18 protein-coding genes are annotated in these 20,894 nt (G+C 73.9%); 13 read left to right on the top strand and 5 right to left on the bottom strand.

What is annotated here, in order from left to right; all coding sequences use genetic code 11:
• Window positions 1-62 precede the first annotated feature (62 nt).
• Window positions 63-647 carry a TetR/AcrR family transcriptional regulator gene (locus ATL51_RS16145; protein ID WP_073576103.1) on the bottom strand — a complete coding sequence of 195 codons (585 nt, stop codon included), beginning with the start codon at window positions 645-647 and terminating at the stop codon, window positions 63-65.
• 148 nt (window positions 648-795) lie between these two features.
• Here ATL51_RS16145 and ATL51_RS16140 point away from each other — a divergent pair, with 148 nt between their 5' ends.
• From ATL51_RS16140 to ATL51_RS16115, 6 genes are all read left to right on the top strand, one after another.
• On the top strand, window positions 796-2,415 hold the full coding sequence (locus ATL51_RS16140; RefSeq protein ID WP_301549051.1) for an MFS transporter: 1,620 nt from the start codon (window positions 796-798) through the stop codon (window positions 2,413-2,415).
• 204 nt (window positions 2,416-2,619) lie between these two features.
• Window positions 2,620-2,970, top strand: coding sequence for a hypothetical protein (locus ATL51_RS16135; protein ID WP_100880750.1), 351 nt, complete (start codon window positions 2,620-2,622; stop codon window positions 2,968-2,970).
• Window positions 2,971-3,357: 387 nt separating this feature from the next.
• A complete protein-coding gene (locus tag ATL51_RS16130; RefSeq protein ID WP_062398923.1) occupies window positions 3,358-5,184 on the top strand; it encodes a phosphoenolpyruvate carboxykinase (GTP) in 1,827 nt (608 codons plus the stop codon).
• Window positions 5,185-5,434: 250 nt separating this feature from the next.
• The gene (locus ATL51_RS16125; protein ID WP_301549050.1) at window positions 5,435-7,618 is read left to right on the top strand and encodes a carbon starvation CstA family protein; all 2,184 of its coding nucleotides are present in this window, start codon (window positions 5,435-5,437) and stop codon (window positions 7,616-7,618) included.
• Entirely contained in the window at window positions 7,615-7,794 is a 180-nt protein-coding gene (locus ATL51_RS16120) for a YbdD/YjiX family protein (RefSeq protein ID WP_073576102.1), read from the top strand. Before ATL51_RS16125 ends, ATL51_RS16120 begins: the two co-directional genes overlap by 4 nt.
• Window positions 7,795-8,142: 348 nt before the next feature.
• On the top strand, window positions 8,143-10,236 hold the full coding sequence (locus ATL51_RS16115; RefSeq protein ID WP_073576101.1) for a hypothetical protein: 2,094 nt from the start codon (window positions 8,143-8,145) through the stop codon (window positions 10,234-10,236).
• A gap of 3 nt (window positions 10,237-10,239) precedes the next feature.
• On the opposite strand, the gene ATL51_RS16110 is transcribed toward ATL51_RS16115, so the two are convergent.
• A complete protein-coding gene (locus ATL51_RS16110) occupies window positions 10,240-10,578 on the bottom strand; it encodes a DUF3024 domain-containing protein (RefSeq protein ID WP_073576100.1) in 339 nt (112 codons plus the stop codon).
• 122 nt (window positions 10,579-10,700) lie between these two features.
• On the opposite strand from ATL51_RS16110, the gene ATL51_RS16105 reads away from it, so the two are divergent.
• Genes ATL51_RS16105 through ATL51_RS16090 form a run of 4 tightly spaced genes read left to right on the top strand, consistent with a single transcriptional unit; the run spans window position 10,701 to window position 15,293 of the window.
• Entirely contained in the window at window positions 10,701-12,680 is a 1,980-nt protein-coding gene (locus ATL51_RS16105) for a serine hydrolase domain-containing protein (RefSeq protein WP_073576099.1), read from the top strand.
• A gap of 35 nt (window positions 12,681-12,715) precedes the next feature.
• Window positions 12,716-14,029, top strand: coding sequence for a sensor histidine kinase (locus tag ATL51_RS16100; protein ID WP_100879077.1), 1,314 nt, complete (start codon window positions 12,716-12,718; stop codon window positions 14,027-14,029).
• Entirely contained in the window at window positions 14,026-14,685 is a 660-nt protein-coding gene (locus ATL51_RS16095; RefSeq protein ID WP_100879076.1) for a response regulator transcription factor, read from the top strand. The genes ATL51_RS16100 and ATL51_RS16095 overlap by 4 nt, the downstream gene beginning before the upstream one ends.
• Before the next feature lie 26 nt (window positions 14,686-14,711).
• Window positions 14,712-15,293, top strand: coding sequence for a peroxidase-related enzyme (locus tag ATL51_RS16090; protein ID WP_073576096.1), 582 nt, complete (start codon window positions 14,712-14,714; stop codon window positions 15,291-15,293).
• On the opposite strand, the gene ATL51_RS16085 is transcribed toward ATL51_RS16090, so the two are convergent.
• Genes ATL51_RS16085 through ATL51_RS16075 form a run of 3 tightly spaced genes read right to left on the bottom strand, consistent with a single transcriptional unit; the run spans window position 15,290 to window position 17,896 of the window.
• Window positions 15,290-16,051 carry an amino acid ABC transporter ATP-binding protein gene (locus tag ATL51_RS16085; RefSeq protein WP_301549049.1) on the bottom strand — a complete coding sequence of 254 codons (762 nt, stop codon included), beginning with the start codon at window positions 16,049-16,051 and terminating at the stop codon, window positions 15,290-15,292. The genes ATL51_RS16090 and ATL51_RS16085 overlap by 4 nt on opposite strands.
• Window positions 16,048-16,968, bottom strand: coding sequence for an amino acid ABC transporter permease (locus ATL51_RS16080; protein WP_073576095.1), 921 nt, complete (start codon window positions 16,966-16,968; stop codon window positions 16,048-16,050). Before ATL51_RS16080 ends, ATL51_RS16085 begins: the two co-directional genes overlap by 4 nt.
• On the bottom strand, window positions 16,961-17,896 hold the full coding sequence (locus ATL51_RS16075) for an ABC transporter substrate-binding protein (protein WP_083658709.1): 936 nt from the start codon (window positions 17,894-17,896) through the stop codon (window positions 16,961-16,963). Before ATL51_RS16075 ends, ATL51_RS16080 begins: the two co-directional genes overlap by 8 nt.
• A gap of 209 nt (window positions 17,897-18,105) precedes the next feature.
• Between ATL51_RS16075 and ATL51_RS29715 the strand changes: the two genes are divergently transcribed.
• The 3 genes from ATL51_RS29715 to ATL51_RS16060 all read left to right on the top strand — a co-directional run bounded on the left by ATL51_RS29715 (window position 18,106) and on the right by ATL51_RS16060 (window position 20,894).
• On the top strand, window positions 18,106-18,471 hold the full coding sequence (locus ATL51_RS29715; protein ID WP_073576094.1) for an antitoxin: 366 nt from the start codon (window positions 18,106-18,108) through the stop codon (window positions 18,469-18,471).
• 227 nt (window positions 18,472-18,698) lie between these two features.
• Window positions 18,699-19,913, top strand: a complete 1,215-nt coding sequence (gene pdhA, locus ATL51_RS16065) for a pyruvate dehydrogenase (acetyl-transferring) E1 component subunit alpha (protein ID WP_208623003.1) — start codon at window positions 18,699-18,701, stop codon at window positions 19,911-19,913.
• Between the two features lie 15 nt (window positions 19,914-19,928).
• The gene (locus tag ATL51_RS16060) at window positions 19,929-20,894 is read left to right on the top strand and encodes an alpha-ketoacid dehydrogenase subunit beta (protein ID WP_100880748.1); all 966 of its coding nucleotides are present in this window, start codon (window positions 19,929-19,931) and stop codon (window positions 20,892-20,894) included.

Below are 20,894 nucleotides of genomic sequence, written 5' to 3'. Positions count from 1 at the left end.
GGGTTGGAGACTACCCCGCGCGACCGGTTCGACGCGCTCTGCGCGCGATGTGTTCATCCGTTTCAGGAACGGGCGGCGAGCAGCTCCCGCAGTGTGTCGAGCAGCTCGTCGGTCGACACCCCGCCGGTGAGCGGTGCCCCGGTCAGGGTGCGCAGGTAGAGGCCGTCCCCGACGAGCTGCACCAGCCAGGCCACGACCGGGTCGTGGATCTCCTCGCCGAGCGCGGCGAGCCCGTCGGCGTCGACGTCGGCCAGCGCGCTCCGTGCGGCCTCCCCGGAGGTGGTGCCGTCGGCGATGCGCAGGGTGGCGAGGTAGGTGCGGGTCAGCCCGACCGGCGAGGTGTTGCCCGGCATCGAGGTGCGCAGGTAGTAGGCCACGGTGCCCGCCGTGTCCGAGCGCATGAGCTCGGCGTCCCGGGCGCTGCGTTCGCGCAGCCGCTCCAGGAGGCCGCCGACCAGCGACTCCTTGGAGTTGAAGTGGTAGAGCAGCCCGCCCTTGGACACCTCGGCCGCCGCCGCCACCGCGTCGAGGGTGGCGCCACCGGGCCCCTGCTCGATCAGCAGCGTCTCGTACGCGTCGAGGACCCGGTCGCGGGCCGAGCCCGGTCCCCGTGTCCCCGCGTTCCGTCGTTCGGAGTGGGACGCCATGGGCGAAGCCTAGTGCCCGTGCCCCGCCTCACAGTCCCGGCCGGGAATGGACTGTACCGTCTGGACGGTATAAAGATGTACCGTCCGGACGGTAAAGCTGCGTCCGGATCCGGGCACCACGGGACGACGAGCACGAGGGAGAACGGCGATGGCACGGCCGGAGGTCGGCGCAGGGGGCGCGGCGATGGACACGGGCGGGCCGGACGTGGCGCCGCGGCCCGGGCCGCGCGCCTGGCTCGCGCTCGCGGTGCTCGCGATCCCCACGCTGCTGGTGTCGATCGACAACACGGTGCTCGGCGTGGCGCTGCCGGAGCTCTCGGCCGCGCTCCGCCCGGACGCGGCGACGCTGCTGTGGGTCGTCGACGTCTACCCGCTGGTGCTCGCCGGGCTGCTGGTCACCATGGGCACCCTCGGCGACCGGATCGGCCGCCGCAGGTTGCTGATGATCGGTGTCGCCGGCTTCGGTGCGGTCTCGCTGCTCGCCACGTTCGCCACCTCGGCCGCCCAGCTCGTCGCGGCGCGCGCCCTGCTCGGCGTGTTCGGCGCGATGCTGATGCCCTCCACGCTGGCGCTGTTGCGGTCGGTGTTCCTCGACCGGACCCACCGCAGGCTCGCGCTGGCGATCTGGGCGACCGGGTTCGCCGCGGGCGCGGCGCTCGGCCCGATCGTCGGCGGGCTGCTGCTCGAGCACTTCTGGTGGGGCTCGATCTTCGTGATGAGCGTGCCGCCGATGGCGCTGTTGCTCGTCGTCGCGCCGCTGGTGGTGCCCGAGTCGCGGGAGACCGAGCCGGGCCGGCTCGACCTGGTCGGCGTGGTGCTGTCGCTGCTGACGATGGGACCGCTGGTCCTGGCCCTCAAGCTGGCGGGGTCCGCGGGCGGGGTGACCCCCGCCGTCGTCGCGTCGGTGCTGGTGGGTGTCGGCTCCGGGGCCGCGTTCGTCACCCACTACCGGCGACGCGTGCGGCGCGGCCTGGACCCGCTGATCGACCTGGAGCTGTTCGCCCGCCCCGTGCTCCGGCACAGCGCGCTGGCCAACGCCACCACCATGTTCGGGCTCACCGGGCTGCTGTTCTTCTCCGCCCAGTACCTCCAGCTGGTCGTCGGGTACTCGCCGCTGCAGGCGGGCCTGCTCCTGCTACCGGGCTTCGTGGTGACGGTCGTGGCCGGGCTCGCCGCCGCGCGGCTGGCCCGCCGGTTCGCGCTGCACCAGCTCGTCGCGACCGGGCTCGCGCTCGTCCTGACCGGCTACGTGGTCTGCCTGTTCCTGCAGGTGGACTCGGCCGTCGTGCTGCTGATGACGGCCGCGGTGCTGATCGGCGCGGGGATCGGGCTGTCCGAGACCGTCACCAACGACGCGATCCTCGCCGCCGCCCCGCCGGAGAAGGCCGGCGCCGCGGCCGCGGTCTCCGAGACCGCCTACGAGGTCGGTGCGGTGCTCGGCACCGCGCTGGTCGGCGGGGTGCTGTCCGCGGTGTACCGGGCGGGTGTCGTGCTCCCCGGCGGGACGCCGTCCTCGGCCGGGGAGACCCTCGGCGGGGCTGCGGACGTCGCGACGACGATGCCCGCCGACACCGCGGCGGCCCTGCTGGCCTCCGCGCGGGAGGCGTTCGTGCACGGGGTGGACGTCGCGTCCGGGGTGGCGGCGGTCGCCGTCGCGGTGGTGCTGGTGACGGCCGGGCTCGGCCTGCGCCGCGCGCACCGGGACGTCCTGGCGGCCGGTGCCTCCGCGGTGGACGCCGACGCCGGACACGCGGTCGCCCGCCGCTGACCGCTCGTCGCGGGGTGTGAGCGCCGGGTGACCACCCGTGACGGTCACGGGTGACCGTCCGGCCGCCCGGACGGGTGGTTCCGGCGACGCGCGGCCCCGTCGGACGCTCGTTCGGCGGATCCGGTGTGCCCCGGCTGGTTCACTACGGCTCGTCCGCGGCGACCGGTGCCGGTCGCCGGTGCCGACTCCACACGGGAGACAGCCGTGCCGTACGAGGTGGTCAGCGCCTACACCCTGGTGCTCGGGGAGCACCCCGGTGATTCCGTGGACGGCGCCGGGAATCCCGGCACCGAGGACCACGACGTCGTCCCGGGCCGCCCGGAGGTCTCGGTCCACACCACCGCCGAGGACGCCTGGCGCGCGCTCGACGCCGGCGTCCGTGAGCGCTGCGGGATGCGGCCCCGGCCGCGCCGGCGGATCGACCCGGACGCCGTCGTCCGGCTCGCCGACGCCTGGCGGGCCGGCGACCCCGGCACGCGCTACTGGCAGGTGACCGCGCACCGTCTCCCGATCATGGTTCCGGAGCTCGCGCGCGCCGTCGCCGCGGTGCGCTGACCGCTTCCGTTTCTGAAAACCCTAAGTGGGTTCCGAGAATGCGTTGAAACGGTCGCTTCCGGCCTGCGGGTGAATTTCCACGGCGCTTCTCCCGGAATGTGCCTGCCGATGTCACGGATCGTCCCCGAATCGGTCACCGGGAACAGGTTGCGTTCGTGTGACATGCCTGTCACCTGGGCGGACATCGCCGTCGTCCGTCGGCTACTGGATCGATTTACATGATCGGTGCTGTGCCTGACCTCTCAACTCCACCCATGGGTGGCGCACTATTTCGCAGGTAGCCTCGGAATCCACCTTTTCCCGTCTGGGCCCGTCACCGACTCCGGTCGCGGGCCCGTCGTAGTTCCCCCGGTGACGGGCCGGGGCCGGCGAGGAGAACAGGACGACATGACTGCAGCGACCGTTCCGGGCACCGACAAGGCACCGACCACCAACCAGGGCGTCGCGGCCTGGGTCCAGGAGATCGCCGAGCTGACCGCCCCGGACCGCGTCGTGTGGTGCGACGGTTCGGACGAGGAGTGGACCCGGCTCACCGACCAGCTGGTCGAGCAGGGCACCATCGTGCGGCTCGACCCGGAGAAGAAGCCGAACTCCTTCTACGCCGCGTCCGACGCCGGCGACGTCGCCCGCGTCGAGGAGCGGACCTTCATCTGTACCGAGACCGAGCGCGGTGCCGGGCCGACCAACAACTGGGTCGCGCCCGCCGAGATGAAGCGGACGATGACCGAGCTGTACCGCGGCAGCATGAAGGGCCGGACCCTCTACGTGGTCCCGTTCTGCATGGGCCCGACCGACGCCGAGGACCCGAAGCTGGGCGTCGAGATCACCGACTCCGAGTACGTCGTGATTTCCATGAAGATCATGACCCGGATGGGCGCGCACATCCTGCCGCTGCTCGACGAGGCCGGTGACCGCTGGGTCAAGGCCCTGCACTCGATCGGTGCCCCCCTGGCCGAGGGTCAGGCGGACGTCCCGTGGCCGCACAACGAGGACAAGTACATCAGCCACTTCCCGGAGACCCGGGAGATCTGGAGCTACGGCTCCGGCTACGGCGGCAACGCCCTGCTGGGCAAGAAGTGCTACGCGCTGCGCATCGCCTCGGCCATGGCGCACGACGAGGGCTGGCTCGCCGAGCACATGCTGATCCTCAAGCTGATCAGCCCGGAGGAGAAGGCCTACTACGTCGCCGCCGCCTTCCCGAGCGCCTGCGGCAAGACCAACCTCGCGATGCTGCAGCCGACCGTGCCCGGCTGGCGCGCCGAGACCGTCGGCGACGACATCGCCTGGATGAAGTTCGGCGAGGACGGCCGGCTCTACGCCACCAACCCCGAGTTCGGGTTCTTCGGCGTCGCGCCGGGCACCAACTGGAAGACCAACCCGAACGCCATGCGCACCATCGAGGCCGGGAACGCGCTGTTCACCAACGTCGCGCTGACCGACGACGGCGACGTGTGGTGGGAGGACCTCGAGGGCGACCCCCAGCACCTGACGGACTGGAAGGGCAACGACTGGACGCCCGACTCGGGCGTCAAGGCCGCACACCCCAACTCCCGCTACACCGTGCCGATCGACCAGTGCCCGGTCGTCGCCCCGGAGTGGAACGACCCCAACGGCGTGCCGATCTCGGCGATCCTGTTCGGCGGCCGTCGCAAGACCACCGTCCCGCTGGTCACCGAGGCCCGCAGCTGGCAGCACGGCACCTTCATGGGCGCGACCATGTCCTCGGAGAAGACCGCGGCCGCGGCCGGCACGGTCGGTGAGGTCCGCCGCGACCCGATGGCGATGCTGCCGTTCCTCGGTTACAACGTCGGCGACTACTTCGCCCACTGGGTCGCCACCGGCAAGGGCGCGGACGCGGACAAGCTGCCGAAGATCTTCTACGTCAACTGGTTCCGCCGCGGCGAGGACGGCCGCTTCCTGTGGCCCGGTTTCGGTGAGAACAGCCGCGTCCTGAAGTGGTGCATCGAGCGCCTGGAGGGCAAGGCCGCCGCCGTCGACACCCCCATCGGGTTCGTGCCGACCGCCGACCAGCTCGACCTCGACGGCGTCGACGCCGAGCGCTCCGACGTCGAGGCCTCGCTGGCCGTCGACGTCGAGGAGTGGAAGGCCGAGATCCCGCTGATCGAGGAGTGGTTCGCCACGATCGGCGAGGACAACCTCCCGACCTCGATCCGCGACGAGTTCGAGGCCCTGAAGCAGCGCCTCGGCGCCTGACCCACCGCGGCCCCGGCCGCGCGGGACCCACGGAGCCCCCGTACACCGCCCGGTGTGCGGGGGCTCCGTGCTGCGTGCCGACCACACCGGAGTCGCCCCGTCCGCCGCCCCCGCGGACGGGACCCCGGGTCGAGACTCGGTAACGGCGGTCCCACGACCGGTGACAGCGAACGTTGCTCGACGTAACGTGCCCGACCGGGTCGACGCCACGACGGCGTCGGTCACGCACGGTGCAGGAGCAGGGGGCGGCATGGTCACGACGGAGCGGCCGGGAGAGCCAGGGGCCGGGGGGACGGGCACGGCCCGTCGTCGCGACCCGAAGCAGATCGCGATCTGGGTCGCGGTGGCGGTGGTGGGGGCGATCGCCTGGTCGATCGTCGCGTTCACCCGCGGCGAGGAGATCTCCGCGGCCTGGCTGGTGTTCGCCGCGGTCGCCTCCTACGCGATCGCCTACCGCTTCTACTCCCGCTTCATCGCCCACCGCGCGCTGCGCGTGGACGACACCCGTGCCACCCCGGCCGAGCGCCTCGACGACGGGCAGGACTTCCAGCCCACCGACCGCCGGGTGCTGTTCGGCCACCACTTCGCGGCCATCGCCGGTGCGGGCCCGCTGGTCGGTCCGGTGCTCGCGGCGCAGATGGGCTACCTGCCCGGCACGATCTGGATCATCGTCGGCGTCGTGTTCGCGGGCGCGGTCCAGGACATGGTCACGCTGTTCTTCTCCACCCGTCGCAGCGGGCGCAGCCTCGGCCAGATGGCCCGCGAGGAGATCGGGCCGGTCGGCGGGACGGCGGCCATCGTCGCCGTCCTCGCGATCATGGTGATCCTGCTGGCGGTGCTGGCGCTGGTCGTCGTGCAGGCCCTGGCCGACTCGCCGTGGGGCACGTTCTCGCTCGCGATGACGATCCCGATCGCCCTCTTCATGGGCTTCTACCTGCGCTACCTGCGACCGGGGAAGATCATCGAGGTCTCGGTGGTCGGCGTCGCGCTGATGCTGCTGGCCATCGTCGGCGGCGGCTGGGTGCAGAACTCGTCCTGGGGCGAGGTCTTCCACCTGACCGCGAACCAGCTGACCCTCGCGCTGGTGGTCTACGGCTTCGCCGCCTCGGTGCTGCCGGTCTGGATGCTGCTCGCGCCGCGCGACTACCTGTCGTCGTTCATGAAGGTCGGCGTGGTCGTGCTGCTCGCGGCCTCGATCCTGCTGGCCTGGCCGTCGCTGCAGATGGACGCGCTGACCCGGTTCGCCTCCGACGGGCAGGGCCCGGTCGCGGCGGGCTCGCTGTTCCCGTTCGTCTTCATCACCATCGCCTGCGGTGCGCTGTCCGGGTTCCACGCCCTGGTCGCCTCGGGAACGACGCCGAAGCTGATCCAGAAGGAGTCCCAGATCCGGGTCATCGGCTACGGCGCGATGCTCACCGAGTCCTTCGTCGCGATCATGGCGCTGGCCGCGGCCTGCATCCTCGACCCCGGCCTCTACTTCGCGATGAACATGCCCGCGACGGTGCTCGGGCCGACGGTCGAGTCCGCCTCCGCCGCGGTGCAGCAGATCGGGTTCACGATCTCCCCCGCCGACCTGACCGCGGCCGCGCAGGCCGTGGAGGAGCAGACCCTGGTCGGGCGCTCCGGCGGGGCGCCGACGCTGGCCGTCGGACTGTCGACGGTGTTCTCCCAGGTCTTCGGCGGCGACGCGATGCGGGCCTTCTGGTACCACTTCGCGATCATGTTCGAGGCGCTGTTCATCCTCACCACGGTGGACGCCGGCACCCGCGTCGGGCGCTTCATCCTGCAGGACACGGTCGGCAACGTCTGGCCGCGCTTCCGCGACACGGGCTGGCGCCCGGGTGCCTGGATCTGCAGCGCGGTCATCGTCGGGGCCTGGGGCTACCTGCTCTACGCCGGCGTCAACGACCCGCTGGGCGGGATCTACCAGCTCTTCCCGCTGTTCGGCATCGCGAACCAGCTGCTCGCGGCGGTCGCGCTGGCCGTCTGCACGACGCTGCTGATCCGCACCGGCCGGGCCCGCTACGCACCGATCACGCTCGTGCCGCTGGTGTTCGACGCCGTCGTCACGCTGACCGCGAGCTACCAGAAGATCTTCTCCGACAACCCCAAGCTCGGGTTCTGGGCCCAGCGCGACCAGTACCAGGCCGCGCTCGACGCCGGGAAGACCAGCCTGGGCACCGCCACGACCGTCGAGGCGATGCAGAAGGTCGTCGTGAACACGACCGTCGACACCGTGCTCACCGCCCTGTTCGCGGTGCTCATCGTGATCGTCCTGGCCGACTCGGTCCGGGTGTGGGTGGCCGCGCTGCGCGGACGCCCGCTGCCCGGCGGCTCCGAGGACCCGTACGTCGAGTCCCGGATCCAGGCGCCGGCCGGACTCGTCGCCACCCGCGAGGAGCGCGAGCTCGCGCGGACCGGGGGCTCCGGATGAGCCGGGTCCGGGCGTTCTGGACGTTCCTGCGCGAACTCGCCGGGGAGCGCGATTACGAGCGGTACCTCGCCCATCGGGCGGCCCACCATCCGGGTGCCCCGGTGCTGGGCGAGCGCGAGTTCTGGCGGGAGCGGACCGACCGTCAGGACCGCGTCCCGTCCGCCCGCTGCTGCTGACTCGGGCATTTCACTCCGATGGAGCAGTGCCCGGACGAACTCGCTAACCCACTGTGGATGGCAAAGGGTGCTGTGGGGGGCGTCGCTGCACGGTGTCGACGAGATCGGCCCAGCGTGGCGCCCCAGCAGGTAGCCTGTCGCGGGGAACCGGGGCCGTCCGAGTGGACGAACCCGCACCCGCCGTGTGCCCCGAAAGGGACCCGGCTCCGTCGCTCCTCGTGACGGTGGCCGACCGGTCCCGGCCGGAAAGTCGCGGCGGAGGCGGAACACCGGGCCGTCCACGGCGATACACACCGTGAACGTCGTCCCCGGGGCGACGACACAGGTACGGCGGAGGTGTGAGGCGAGATGCTGGACGTCCGGGTGTCCGAGGACACGGACATCGACGCGCTCGTCGCGTTCGTCGAACGGCTGGCGTCGGCCGGCCGCGGCGGAGCGGCACCGCGGACGGCGGCGGCGCGGATCACGGGCGACGTGCGCGCCGGCCGGGTGCCCGCCGGTCTGCGGACCCTGTCGACCGCGCTGGGGGCCGCGGCCCCGCCGCGCCCCGAGGAGGACCCCGCCCACCCGTCGACGTTGCTCGGCGTGGTGGCCGAGGAGCCGCTCGTCGTGCTCTCCGACACCAGCCCCGGCGAGCTCGCCAGGGCGCTGGCCGAGCTGACCGGCTACGGCATGCGCGTCCTGCTGACCGGTGCGCCCGCCGAGCGCGTCGCCGCGGTGCACGACGCGCTGCCGGCGAGCGTCGCGGGCCGCGTCGCCACGTCGTTCCCGGAGCTGCCGGTCCCCGAGCTGCAGCGGCTGCGCCGCCTGCTCGCCCGGGTCGGCGCCGACCGCAACGCCCGGCGCGGCCAGCAGCTCCCCGACGTCGACGGCATGCCCGACCCGGCCGACGTCGCGGGCTGCTGCGAGCGGGCCGGACGGGTCGTGGCCGGGGCCGAGACCGGTGAGGCCCGGATCGTCCCCGGCCTGCTGCGCGACCTCGACGCCGACCGGCGCGGCGCCGTCACCCAGGTCGCCCGCTGCGTGCTGCGCTCGCTGGAGACCATCGCCGCGGCCCCGGACGCCGACCGGCTGCGCGAGGTCGTCGGCCGCCTGGTCCACCAGGGCCTGCGCGCCGAGTTCGAGGCGCTCCAGGGGCACTCCGCCCGCCAGCGCGACGACCGCGCCCGCTACGCCGCAGGCCCCGCGATCGAGATCGTGGAGCCGCTGCCCCAGGGCGGCGCCGACGTGATCCGCCGCTACCTGGACTTCCTCGACTCCGGCGGCCGGACCCGGTCCTACTTCCGCCCGCAGGAGCAGAAGGACGCCGAGCCGCACCTGCGCCGCTTCCGCGTCGCCGGTGAGGCCCCGCAGAACCACGACCACGTGGTCGCGATCGTCCACCACCTCGACCTGACCCGCCGCGACGACGAGATCGCGCGGCTGTGCTCGATGCTGGGGCTGCCGATCCCGCGGGACCCCTCCGAGCTGCCCGCGCTCACCGACACCCTGGACCGGGTGGCGGCGACCGCACGGTCGGTCGGCGCGCTCCGCCACGACGTGCTGTTCCTGCAGCAGGACTCCCCGGTCTCGGTGCCGGACCTGGCCGCCGCGGAGCGGGTCGCCCGCGCGATCGTCGACTACGACGAGCACGGCGACCCCGCCGAGGCCGCCGACGAGCTGGAGCGCCTGGCCGCCACCTGCGCCGACCGGGTGCCCGACGGGGCACGGGCCCCGGAGCACGAGGCCGTCGTCGCGGCGCTGCGGGCGCACGACCCGCAGGCCTACACCGACGCGTGCGAGGAGCTCGACCGCGCCCGGCGCGAGGTCGCCGACCGGGACGAGCTGGACCGGCTGCTCGGCGAGCTCGCCGGGACCCACCCACAGCTCGCCGAGACCTGGGCGGCCGACGCCGGCCGCGGCGTCCCGGGCTTCGGCCTGGTCGTCTCCGAGCCCGTCGACGACGTCCTCGGCACGCTGCCCCCGGCGGACACCGCCGACCTGGTGGTCGTGCTGGGTGCGGGTGCGATGCAGGCCGACGGGCTGCTGCTGACCGCGGCGGCGCCGCGGATGCTCGCCGTCGTCGGGGACGAGCCGCGGGCAGCCTCGTCCGGGACGACCCTGCTCGAGGTGCTGAACCAGGCCTCGGCGCGGTTCCTGCGCGGCACCGGGGACCGCACCGCCGCCGTGCGGCCGGACCCCGCGGTCCCGGTCGTCCCGCCGCTGTCGTCGGTGCCCGCCGCCCGTACGGCCGCGGAGGCACCGGAGGTCCCGGTCGCCGTCCCGGCGCAGGCCGGACCGGTCACCGCCCACGAGGCGGTCGAGACGCCGGTGCCCGCACCGCGCCCGGCCCCGCGCGGGTCGGACACGGCGCCGCGCGACGACGAGCCGTCCCGCCCGTCGACGCCGTCGGCCATGGCCCCGGGCCCGCGCCCGGCCGTCACGGGCGGTCGGGAGGACTGAGCGTCAGCTGCTCGCGCGGATCCCGTCGGCGACCTGCGCGAGCAGCACGAACGGGTCGGTGTCCGGCGGTCCCGCCGGCTGCCAGCGCTGCCCCGAGCCGGGGTCGGCGACGCGGTACAGCGTCCAGCTGCCCGGCCCGGGGTCGTCGGCCCGCAGCTGCGCCAGCGCCGTCGACGACCACGCCGTACCCAGTTCCGGGAACGCGGGCGGCCGGCGGTCGAGGATCGTGACGGTGCTGCCGGCCGTGGTGTAGGCGATCCGGCGCCGGTCGCTCTCGCCGTCGGGTACCTGCTCGGTGCACCAGGTCGCGAGCTGCGTGCGGACCTGCTCCGGGACTCCCATGGCGCGACATGGTCCCCGATGGGGCCTCGCGCGGGGAAGGGCGGCCTCCGTCGGAGGTCGTAGGCCGCAGTGCCGACCCGCGCCCGATGTGCCGGGGACGCGTTCCGGCGAGGCTCGACGGCATGATCACCGCATGCCGGACCGGCGGCCCGCCCCGCCGCGGCCCCGCCGCCGTCGCCCTGCTCGTCGTGCTGGTCGCGGCCCTGGTCGGCGGCTGCGGGTCCCCGGCCGCGCCGGCTCCGGACCCGGCCCCGCGGGCGGCCGTCCCGACCGCTCCGCTCGGCCCCGCCGACGTCGGCGCCTGGCTGGACGGCCTCGTCCCCGCCGCGCTCGACCGGACCGGGATCGCCGGGGCCGCGGTCACCGTCGTCCGCGACGGGCAGGTCCTCGCCACCCGCGGCTACGGCTCGGCCGGGCCGGGCAGACCCGTCGACCCCGACCGGACGCTGTTCCGGGTCGGGTCGGTGTCGAAGGTGGCCACCGCGGTCGCCGTGCTGCAGCTCGCCGACCGCGGCCTGGTCGACCTCGACGCCGACGTCCGCCGCTACCTCGACATCGACGTGCCGATGCCCCGAGGCCCGGTGACCCTGCGGAACCTGCTGAGCCACACCGCGGGCTTCGAGGAGCAGATCCGCGGCCTCATCCGCGCCGCGCCGGGCGGCCCGTCGCTGCGGGAGTTCCTCGCCACCGACCCACCCGAGCAGGTCGGCACCCCCGGCACCGTGCCGTCGTACTCCAACTACGGCTACGGCCTGGCCGGGTACGTCGTCGAGCGGGTCACCGGGGAGCCCTTCGAGCGCTACGTGCAGCGCGAGGTGCTCGACCGTGCCGGCATGACGACCGCGACCTTCGACCAGCCGCTGCCCGCGGCCGCCGCCGGGGCGATGTCGGAGGGCTACACCAGCGTCGACGCCCCGCCGGCACCGTTCGAGTTCGTCAGCCCGGCCCCGGCCGGGTCGCTCAGCGCGTCGGCCACCGACATGGGCCGGTTCGCCTCGGCCCTGCTCGGCGCGCCCGGTTCGACCCCACTGCTCTCCCCCGCCGCGTGGGCGCTGATGCAGCGTCCGGCGCTGGGCCCGGACACCCTCGGCGCGCTCGCCGACGGGCCGCGGATGGCACCCGGCCTGTTCGACGAGAGCCGCAACGGCCACCTCGTCCTCGGCCACGGCGGCGACACCCAGTGGTTCCACTCGCACCTGCAGTTGTATCCGGCCGAGCGGATCGGCGTGTTCGTCACGACGAACAGCAGCGGGCGTGGCGGCGCGGACACGCTGGAGCTGCGGCGCGCGGTGACCGAGGGGTTCACCGACCGCTACCTGCCCGGCACGGCGGGCCCGGCGCCCGCCCCGGACGCCGGCACCCCGGCCCGGGCCGCCGCGATCGCGGGCACCTACGAGTCGGCGCGCCGGTCGGCGAGCACCTTCATGGGCGCGATGAACCTGATGGGGCAGATGCGGGTGGCGGCCCGTCCGGACGGCACGCTGCTGGTCTCCCCCGCCCCGAACGACGTCCGTCCGGCCGCCTACGCCGAGGTCCGGCCCGGGCTGTGGCGGGAGGTCGGCGGCCAGCGGCTGCTGACCGTGCGCACCGACGCCGACGGCCGGGTCACCGCGCTGGGCCACGACGCGGCGTTCACCGAGCTGCCGGTCGGCCCGCTGCGCGACGCGGCGCTGCTCGGCACGGTGCTGGCCGGTTCGGTCGTGGTGCTGCTCGGCGCGCTGGTCGCCTGGCCCGCGGGGGCGCTGTGGCGGCGCCGGTACGGCGTCGTCGTCGCGGCCCGGCCGCGGACCGACCGGGTCCTGCACGGCCTCACCCGGGCGGCGGCGGTGGCCGCGCTCGTCGCGCTCGCGGGCTGGGTGGTCTCGGTGCTCGCGATCGCGTCGCTGGGCGACGTGCCGCTCCCGGTCCTGCGCGGGCTCCAGGTGCTCCAGTGGATCGGGCTGGCGGGCGTGCCCGTCGCGGCGGCCGGGGTGGTCACCGCGCTGCGCGCCCGGGCCGGCGGGTGGCCGGTGACCGGCCGGGTGCTGCTGCTGGTCGCGCTGACCGGCGTCGCGGTGGTGGCGGTCGTGGCGGGCCTGCTGCTGCCGAGCCTCACCTACTGAGCCCTACGATCACCCCACCCGAGGCCGGAGACCCCATGCACCCGCACCCCGAACCGCCGCCCCGCACGGGCGCGGACCGGCTCGACGCCCGGCTCACCGCGCTCGGCCTGGCCGGACCGCGACGCCGCGACGCCGCGCTGGCCGTGCTCGTCGCGGCCGGGACGCTCGCGGTGGTCACCCCGGTGGTACTGGCACCGGGCCCGGCCGCGGAGCTGGGCCTGGCGCCGGGCACGGCGGCGCTGGCCCTGGGGGTGGTGACCGTGCAGAACCTGCTGCTGGCGCTGCGCCGCACCGCCCCGGCGGTCTGCCTGGCGCTGACGGTCGGCCTGGAGCTGGTGAACGTCGTCCTGCTGCCGGTGGGTGCGGCCCTGCGGGGCCCGGCGACAGCGGTCGCGGCCGGCACCTGCGGGTCCCGGCTCCCGACGCGACGGGCCGGTGTCCTGGTCGGCGCGGCGGCGGTCGTCGAGACCACCGTGGTGCTCACCGGGATCGCGGTGCGACCGTCCGACAGTGCGCTGCTCGGCGCGGCCGGGCTGGTCGTCGCCCAGGTGCTGTCGGCGGTCCTGGTCTACGGCGGCCCGCTGCTGCTGGGCGTGTACCTGCGGACCCGGCGTCGCTACGCCGAGCTCGACCGGGTGCACACCGCCGGTGTCGTCGCGGCGTACCGGGAACGGGCGGACGCCGCCGTCGCCCGGGAGCGGGCGCGGATGGCCCGCGAGCTGCACGACGTCGCCGCGCACCACCTGTCGGCGATGGTCGTGCAGGCCGCGGTGGTCGAGCGGCTGGTGGACCGGGACCCGGACGAGGCGCGCCGGACGGCGTCCCGGCTGCGGGAGCAGGGTCGCCGCACCCTGCACGACCTGCGTCTGGTCGTCGGAGCGTTGCGGGAGCCGGGGGCGGGCGGCGCCGAGGCCGACGCCCCGGTCCCCGGTCTCGCCGAGCTCGACGGGCTCGTGGAACAGGCCCGGGAGCTGGGCGGGCCGGTGGAGCTGGTCCGGCGCGGGGACCCGGGCGAGCCGTCCCCGGTCGCCGACGTCACCTGCTACCGGGTGGTGCAGGAGGCACTGGCCAACGCCCGTGAGCACGCCGCCGGCGCCCCGGTCCGGGTGACCGTGACCCACGCCGACGGCCGGGTCGCCGTCGAGGTGGTGAACGGCCCCGCGCGCGGTACCCCGCCGGAGTCCGGCAGCGCGCCGGGCACCCGGGGGTTCGGGCTGGCCGGGATGCGTGAGCGTGCACAGCTGGTCGGGGGTGAGTTCGAGGCGGGCCGGACCGGCGACGACGGCTGGCGGGTCCGCCTGGTCGTCCCGCACGATCCCGGCCCGGAGACCGGAGGGGGACGCGCGTGATCAGGGTGGTGCTGGCCGACGACCAGGCGGTGGTCCGGGCCGGGTTCCGGATGTTCCTGGAGCTGGCCGGTGACGTCGAGGTCGTCGGCGAGGCGTCGAGCGGGCCGGAGGCCGTCGCTCTGGTGCGCGCACACCGGCCCGACGTCGTCTGCATGGACGTCCGGATGCCCGGTGGCAACGGGCTCGTCGCGACCCGGGAGATCACCGGCCTCGACGACCCGGTCCCGGCTGTCCTCGTCGTCACCACCTTCGACCTCGACGACTACGTGTTCGGCGCGCTGGAGGCGGGCGCGAGCGGGTTCGTCCTGAAGGACACCCACCCCGACGACCTCGTCGACGCCGTCCGCCGACTCGCCCGCGGCGACGGGCTGATCGACCAGACCGTCACCCGCCGGGTGATCGCCGAGTTCGCGCGTCGCCGCCCCGCCCCGGACGCTGCGCCCGACGGCGGGGTCGCCCCGCTGACCCCGCGCGAGACCGAGATCGTGCAGATGCTGGCCCGCGGGCTGTCCAACGCCGAGATCGCCGACGAGCTGGTCGTCGAGACGTCCACGGTCAAGTCGCACCTGGGCCGGGCGATGGCGAAGATCGGGACCCGGGACCGGCTGCAGACCGTGGTGTGGGCCTACCGGACCGGCGTCGCCGCTCCCGGCTGACGGCCCGGACGGCTAGCGTCCGCGTCATGGCACAGCACGAGGTGAGCAGGTTCGGGCACGTCGACCCCGACGGGCTCCCGCCGGACCTGGCGGAGCGGATCGGCGCGATCGCGGAGCGGTCGGGGTTCGTCCCGAACGTGTTCCGCGCACTGGGGCGGCGCCCGCGGGAGCTGCGGGCGTTCCTGGACTACCACGACGCGCTGATGGACTCCGACGACGGACTGTCCAAGGCCGAGCGCGAACTGGTCGTCGTCGCCACCTCGGGGGCGAACAACTGCACCTACTGCGTCGTCGCGCACGGCGCGATCCTCCGGGTCCGCTACAAGGACCCGGAGATCGCCGACCGCGTCGCGACCAACCCCTACGCCGTGGAGCTGTCGGAGCGCGAGCGCGCGATCGTCGACCTCGCCCTGCTGGTCGCCCGGAACTCCGAGGCCCTCACCGAGGCCGACCTCGACGACGCCCGCGCCGCGGGGCTGTCCGAGGACGAGATCTGGGACGTCGGCGCGATCACCGCGCTGTTCGCGATGTCGAACCGGCTCGCGCACCTGACCGCGCTGCGCCCCAACCCGGAGTTCTTCCTGATGGGGCGCATCCCCCGCGGCTAGAGCACCTTCGACAGGAACGCGCGGGTGCGCTCCTCCTGCGGGTCGGAGAGCACCGCGCGCGGGTCGCCCGACTCGACGATCCGGCCGTCGTCCATGAACACCAGCGCGTCGCCGACCTCGCGGGCGAAGCCGATCTCGTGGGTCACGACGATCATCGTCATGCCCTCGCGGGCCAGCTCGCGCATCACGTCGAGCACCTCGCCGACCAGCTCCGGGTCGAGCGCCGAGGTCGGCTCGTCGAACAGCATCAGCTTGGGCCGCATGGCCAGCGCCCTGGCGATCGCGACCCGCTGCTGCTGCCCGCCGGACAGCTGCGCGGGGTAGGCGTCGGCGCGGTCGCCGAGCCCGACCCGGGTGAGCAGCTCGACGGCCCGCTCGCGCGCGGCCGCCCGGGACTCGCGGCGCACGACGACCGGCGCCTCCATCACGTTCTCCGCCGCGGTGCGGTGCGGGAACAGGTTGAACCGCTGGAACACCATGCCGACCTCGCGGCGCTGCCTGCCGAGCGCGGAGTCACGGAGCCGGTAGAGCCGCCCGTTCTCCTCGCGCAGCCCCATCAGCTCGCCGTCGACCCACAGCCGTCCGGTGTCGATGGTCTCCAGGTGGTTGATGCAGCGCAGCAGGGTCGACTTGCCCGAGCCCGACGGCCCGATCACGCAGCAGACCTGCCCGGGCTCGACGACGAGGTCGACGCCGCGGAGCACCTCGACGTCGCCGAAGCTCTTGCCGACCGTCTCGGCGCGGACCATCGGGGTCACGAGGTCTTCCCTCCCGTCCGGAACGAGAACAGCCGCACCAGCGGGGTCGCCTCGGTGACGGCACCGGCGACTCCGCGGCCGTAGCGACGTTCGATGACCCGCTGACCGGCGGTGAGCAGCGAGGTCAGCAGCAGGTACCAGGCCGCGGCCACGATGAGCAGCGGGATGGTCTGGAAGTTCGTCGAGTAGATCCGCTGCACCGAGGTGAGCAGGTCGGTGTAGCCGATGACGACGACCAGCGACGTCGTCTTCAGCATGCCGATCGTCTCGTTGCCGGTCGGCGGGATGATCACCCGCATCGCCTGCGGCAGGACGACCCGGCGCAGGGTCTGCGCGCGGGTCATGCCCAGCGCCCCGGCGGCCTCGCTCTGGCCCTGGTCGACCGACTGGATGCCCCCGCGCACGATCTCGGCCATGTAGGCGGCCTCGTTCAGCCCGAGGCCCAGCAGACACGCCAGGAACGGCGTGATCAGCGAGTTCGTGTCGAACACGACGAACTCCGGGCCGAACGGGATGCCGAGCGACAGGTTCGGGTAGAGCGAGGACAGGAAGCTCCAGAACAGCAGCTGCGCGATCAGCGGGGTGCCGCGGAACAGCCACAGGTAGACCCCGGACACCCCGGACAGCACCGGGTTCGGCGACAGCCGCATGACCGCCAGCCCGATCCCGCCGACGATGCCGATCAGCATCGACAGCACGGTCAGGACGAGGGTGTTCGCGAGCCCGTTCAGCACCGGTGCGGCGAACAGGTACTCCGCGACGACCGGCCAGCCGAAGTTCTCGTTGGTCAGCAGCGAGTTGACCAGCATCGCGCCCAGGACGGCGAGCACCGCGATCGCGACCCACCGTCCGGGATGCCGGACTCCGATCGCGTCGCGGGGCTCGGGTCGGGCGCCGGTGGTCGCCGGCTCAGCCACCGTTCACCGAGGAGGTGGGGATCGCGCCGTTCGCGACGTTCCACTTGTCGAGGATCTGCCGGTAGGTGCCGTCGTCGATCAGCGACTGGACCGCACCCTGCACGGCCTGGGCGTACTGGCCGTCGTTCTTCTTGAGCGCGATGCCGTACGGCGCGGTGTCGTAGGGCTGCCCGACGACCTCGACCGTGCCGTTCGTGGTGGTCTGCGCGTAGGCGGCGACCGGGGAGTCGGCGAGCATCGCGACGATCCGGTTCGAGTTCAGCGCGAGCGTCACGTCGGTCTGGGCCTGCAGCTCGGTGATCTGGATGGCCGGCTTGCCCTCCGCGGTGCATGCGGCGTTGCGGGCCTGCACGTCCTCGACCTGCACGGTGCCCTGCTGGACGCCGATCGCCCTGCCGCAGAGGTCGTTCGGATCGACGCCGTCCGGGTTGCCCCTGCGGGTGGCGAGGCTGGTGCCCGCGGAGAAGTAGCCGACCATGTCGAGCACCTGCGTGCGCTCGTCGTTGATGGTGAACGACGAGATGCCGGCCTCGTAGCGGCCGCCGGTGATGCCCGGGATGATCCCGGAGAACTGGCTCTGCTCGAACCTCGCGGTCAGCCCCAGCTTCTGGGCGATCGCGGTGCCGAGGTCGACGTCCATCCCGACGATCGTGGTGCCGTCGGGCGCGGTGAACTCGTTCGGCGGGTAGGTCGGGTCGGTGCCGACGACCCACGTGCCGTCCTGCCGCACCTCGGCCGGCACCATCGCCGCGAGCCGGTCGTCCTTGGCGACGGCCGGGATCGGCGCATCGGTGCCGGTGGCCTCGGCGGAGCCGCCTCCCCCGCTGCCGTCGCCGCCGGCGCCACAGCCGGTCAGGACCAGTGCGGTCAGTGCGGACAGTGCGATCCCGGTCAGGGAGCGGACGCTGCGGGTCCTCGCGGTCGTCATGCGGTTGCCTTCCAGGTGAGGCGGGGTCGAACGGCGGGGATCCTGCCACCTGTCGACGGGTCACCGCCGTGCGCACGGCCGATCCGTTACGTGGTCGTCGCACGCCGGTGGAACGCCGCGCCGGTCCGTGCCCGTTCGCCTACTGTTGGTACGACGACCCAGCGCCGCGGTCCGACGCGGTGCCGCATTCGTCACGGAGGTCCTCGACGATGTCGCTGTTCCGCAGACTCACCGTTCTGGCAGGAGCGGTCGAGGCCGCCCGCCGCTACGCCCGGTCCAACCCGGACAAGGCGGGCAAGGCCCTCGACTCCGCCGCCCAGTTCGTCGACAAGCAGACCAAGGGCAAGTACACGAACCAGATCGCCGGCGCCGCCCGCAAGGCGAAGGACGCGGCGGGCATCCCGCAGCCCGGCTACGGCTACGGCGCGCCGGGCACCACCCCGCCCGCCCCGGGCCGCCCCGCCGCCGGGAACCCGCCGTACCCGGCGGGGGGTGCGGACGCGCCGACGCAGCGCACCCCACAGCAGCCCCCGGCGTTCCCGCCGCCGGACCCGGAGCGCCCGCACGGCGCCTGACCGGCTCCCGCGACGGTCCCGGCCGGGTGCCGGGACCGTCGTCTGTGGACGTCCGACGGTCCGTCGTCCACCCGTCGACCTGCGGGGCACCGGTTCTCCTCGGGGCCGGTGACGTGCCAGGATCGGCGGTGACGCGCCTGCGCGTCCCGGGGCCCGCACCACCCGCACGGGCCCGGAGCCGACGCTCCCGGGCGTGACCCCGCCCGGTGCGACCGAGGAGGTCTGCCGTGGACGAACCCCAGGCGTGGATACCGACCGACCCGCGGTCGCGGCCCAGCCACGACCAGGTCGTCGCCGGGCTGAAGGGCGTCGACGAGGGCGGACCGGAGCTCGTCCAGCTGCTCACCCCCGAGGGCGAGCGGGTGCCCGACGAGCGCTTCGACCGCTACGCCGCCGACATCACCGCCGAGGACCTGCGGTCGCTCTACCGGGACCTCGTCCTGGTCCGGCGGGCCGACCGCGAGGGCAACTCCCTGCAGCGCCAGGGCGAACTCGGCCTCTGGGTGCCGCTGCTCGGCCAGGAGGCCGCGCAGGTCGGCTCCGGCCGCGCGCTCGCACCCGAGGACATGTGCTTCCCCAGCTACCGCGAGCACGGCGTCGCCTGGTGCCGTGGGGTCGACCCGACCGAGCTGCTCGGCATCTTCCGCGGCACCGACCACGGCAGCTGGGACCCGGTCGCGACCCGGTTCCACCCGTACACGATCGTCATCGGCAACCAGTGCCTCAACGCCGCCGGCTACGCGATGGGCCAGCGCTTCGAGTCGAAGGTCGGCGGCAGCGCCGCCGGTGTCGGCACCGCCGACGGTGACACCGGAGAGGCCACCATCTGCTACTTCGGCGACGGCGCCACCAGCCAGGGCGACGTCCACGAGGGCTTCGTCTGGGCCGCCGCCTACGACGCGCCGCTGGTTTTCTTCTGCCAGAACAACCAGTGGGCGATCTCGGTGCCGGCCGAGCGCCAGACCCGGGTGCCGCTCTACCAGCGCGCCCGCGGCTACGGCTTCCCCGGCGTCCGGGTGGACGGCAACGACGTCCTCGCCTGCCTCGCCGTCACCCGCTGGGCGCTCGACGAGTGCCGCACCGGCAACGGCCCGGTGCTGATCGAGGCGTTCACCTACCGGATGGACTCCCACACCACCTCCGACGACGCGACCCGCTACCGGCTCGCCGACGAGGTCGAACTGTGGAAGCTCAAGGACCCGATCGAGCGGGTGCGGGTGCACCTGGCCCGGCGGCACGGCGTCGGTGCCGACTTCTTCGACGCCGTCGAGGCCGAGGCGGACGCGCTGGGCGAGCGGATGCGGGCGTTCTGCCGGGCGATGCCCCAGCCGGGTCCGGAGCGGATGTTCTCCCAGGTCTACGCCGAGGCGTCGCCGACGGTGGAGCGCCAGCGCGAGGAGTTCCTGGCCTACCACGCGTCGTTCGCGGACCAGGAGGGCTGAGCTGTGCCGACCACGATGGCGAAGGCGCTCAACGACGGCCTGCGTGCCGCGATGGAGCGCGACCCCAAGGTGCTGGTCATGGGTGAGGACGTCGGCCGGCTCGGCGGTGTCTTCCGCATCACCGACGGGCTGCAGAAGGACTTCGGCGAGCAGCGCGTGCTCGACACCCCGCTGTCGGAGTCCGGGATCATCGGCGCCGCGATCGGGCTCGCGGTGCGCGGGTTCCGGCCGGTCTGCGAGATCCAGTTCGACGGGTTCGTCTTCCCCGGCTACGACCAGATCGTGTCCCAGCTGGCGAAGCTGCGGTACCGGACGCAGGGCCGGGTGCCGGTGCCGGTCGTCGTCCGGATCCCCTACGGCGGCGGGATCGGTGCCGTCGAGCACCACTCCGAGTCGCCCGAGTCGCTGTTCGCGCACGTCGCGGGCCTGAAGGTGGTCACCTGCTCGACCCCGTCGGACGCGCACTGGATGATCCAGCAGGCCATCCTCTCCGACGACCCGGTGATCTTCTTCGAGCCGAAGCGCCGGTACTGGGAGAAGGGCGGGCTCGACGGCGCCGACCTGGCGTCGGCGTACCCGCTGCACGCGTCGCGGGTGGTGCGGACGGGCTCGGCGCTGACCGTCGCCACCTACGGGCCGATGGTGAAGACCTGCCTCGACGCGGCCGCCGCGGCCGCCGAGGAGGGCCGCGAACTCGAGGTGGTCGACCTGCGGTCGCTGTCCCCGCTCGACCTCGGCCCGGTCGCGGACTCGGTGCGCCGCACCGGACGGCTGGTCGTGGTGTCCGAGGCGCCCGCGGAGTCGTCGGTGACCTCCGAGGTCGCCGCCCGGATCCAGCAGGAGTGCTTCTTCTCGCTGGAGGCGCCGGTGCTCCGCGTGACCGGTTTCGACACGCCCTACCCGCCGTCGCGGCTGGAGGACGAGTACCTGCCGGACCTGGACCGGGTGCTCGACGCCGTCGATCGTTGCCTGGCCTGGTGA

This window comes from Pseudonocardia alni (assembly GCF_002813375.1).
GTDB lineage: Bacteria > Actinomycetota > Actinomycetes > Mycobacteriales > Pseudonocardiaceae > Pseudonocardia > Pseudonocardia alni.
This window is presented reverse-complemented; position numbering and strand designations above follow the sequence as displayed.

Coding starts and splice junctions, on each gene's coding strand:
- ATL51_RS16145 (WP_073576103.1), bottom strand. CDS start 647: ATGGCGTCCCACTCCGAACGACGGAACGCGGGGACACGGGGACCGGGC.
- ATL51_RS16140 (WP_301549051.1), top strand. CDS start 796: ATGGCACGGCCGGAGGTCGGCGCAGGGGGCGCGGCGATGGACACGGGC.
- ATL51_RS16130 (WP_062398923.1), top strand. CDS start 3,358: ATGACTGCAGCGACCGTTCCGGGCACCGACAAGGCACCGACCACCAAC.
- ATL51_RS16125 (WP_301549050.1), top strand. CDS start 5,435: ATGGTCACGACGGAGCGGCCGGGAGAGCCAGGGGCCGGGGGGACGGGC.
- ATL51_RS16120 (WP_073576102.1), top strand. CDS start 7,615: ATGAGCCGGGTCCGGGCGTTCTGGACGTTCCTGCGCGAACTCGCCGGG.
- ATL51_RS16115 (WP_073576101.1), top strand. CDS start 8,143: ATGCTGGACGTCCGGGTGTCCGAGGACACGGACATCGACGCGCTCGTC.
- ATL51_RS16110 (WP_073576100.1), bottom strand. CDS start 10,578: ATGGGAGTCCCGGAGCAGGTCCGCACGCAGCTCGCGACCTGGTGCACC.
- ATL51_RS16105 (WP_073576099.1), top strand. CDS start 10,701: ATGATCACCGCATGCCGGACCGGCGGCCCGCCCCGCCGCGGCCCCGCC.
- ATL51_RS16100 (WP_100879077.1), top strand. CDS start 12,716: ATGCACCCGCACCCCGAACCGCCGCCCCGCACGGGCGCGGACCGGCTC.
- ATL51_RS16090 (WP_073576096.1), top strand. CDS start 14,712: ATGGCACAGCACGAGGTGAGCAGGTTCGGGCACGTCGACCCCGACGGG.
- ATL51_RS16075 (WP_083658709.1), bottom strand. CDS start 17,896: ATGACGACCGCGAGGACCCGCAGCGTCCGCTCCCTGACCGGGATCGCA.
- ATL51_RS29715 (WP_073576094.1), top strand. CDS start 18,106: ATGTCGCTGTTCCGCAGACTCACCGTTCTGGCAGGAGCGGTCGAGGCC.
- ATL51_RS16060 (WP_100880748.1), top strand. CDS start 19,929: ATGGCGAAGGCGCTCAACGACGGCCTGCGTGCCGCGATGGAGCGCGAC.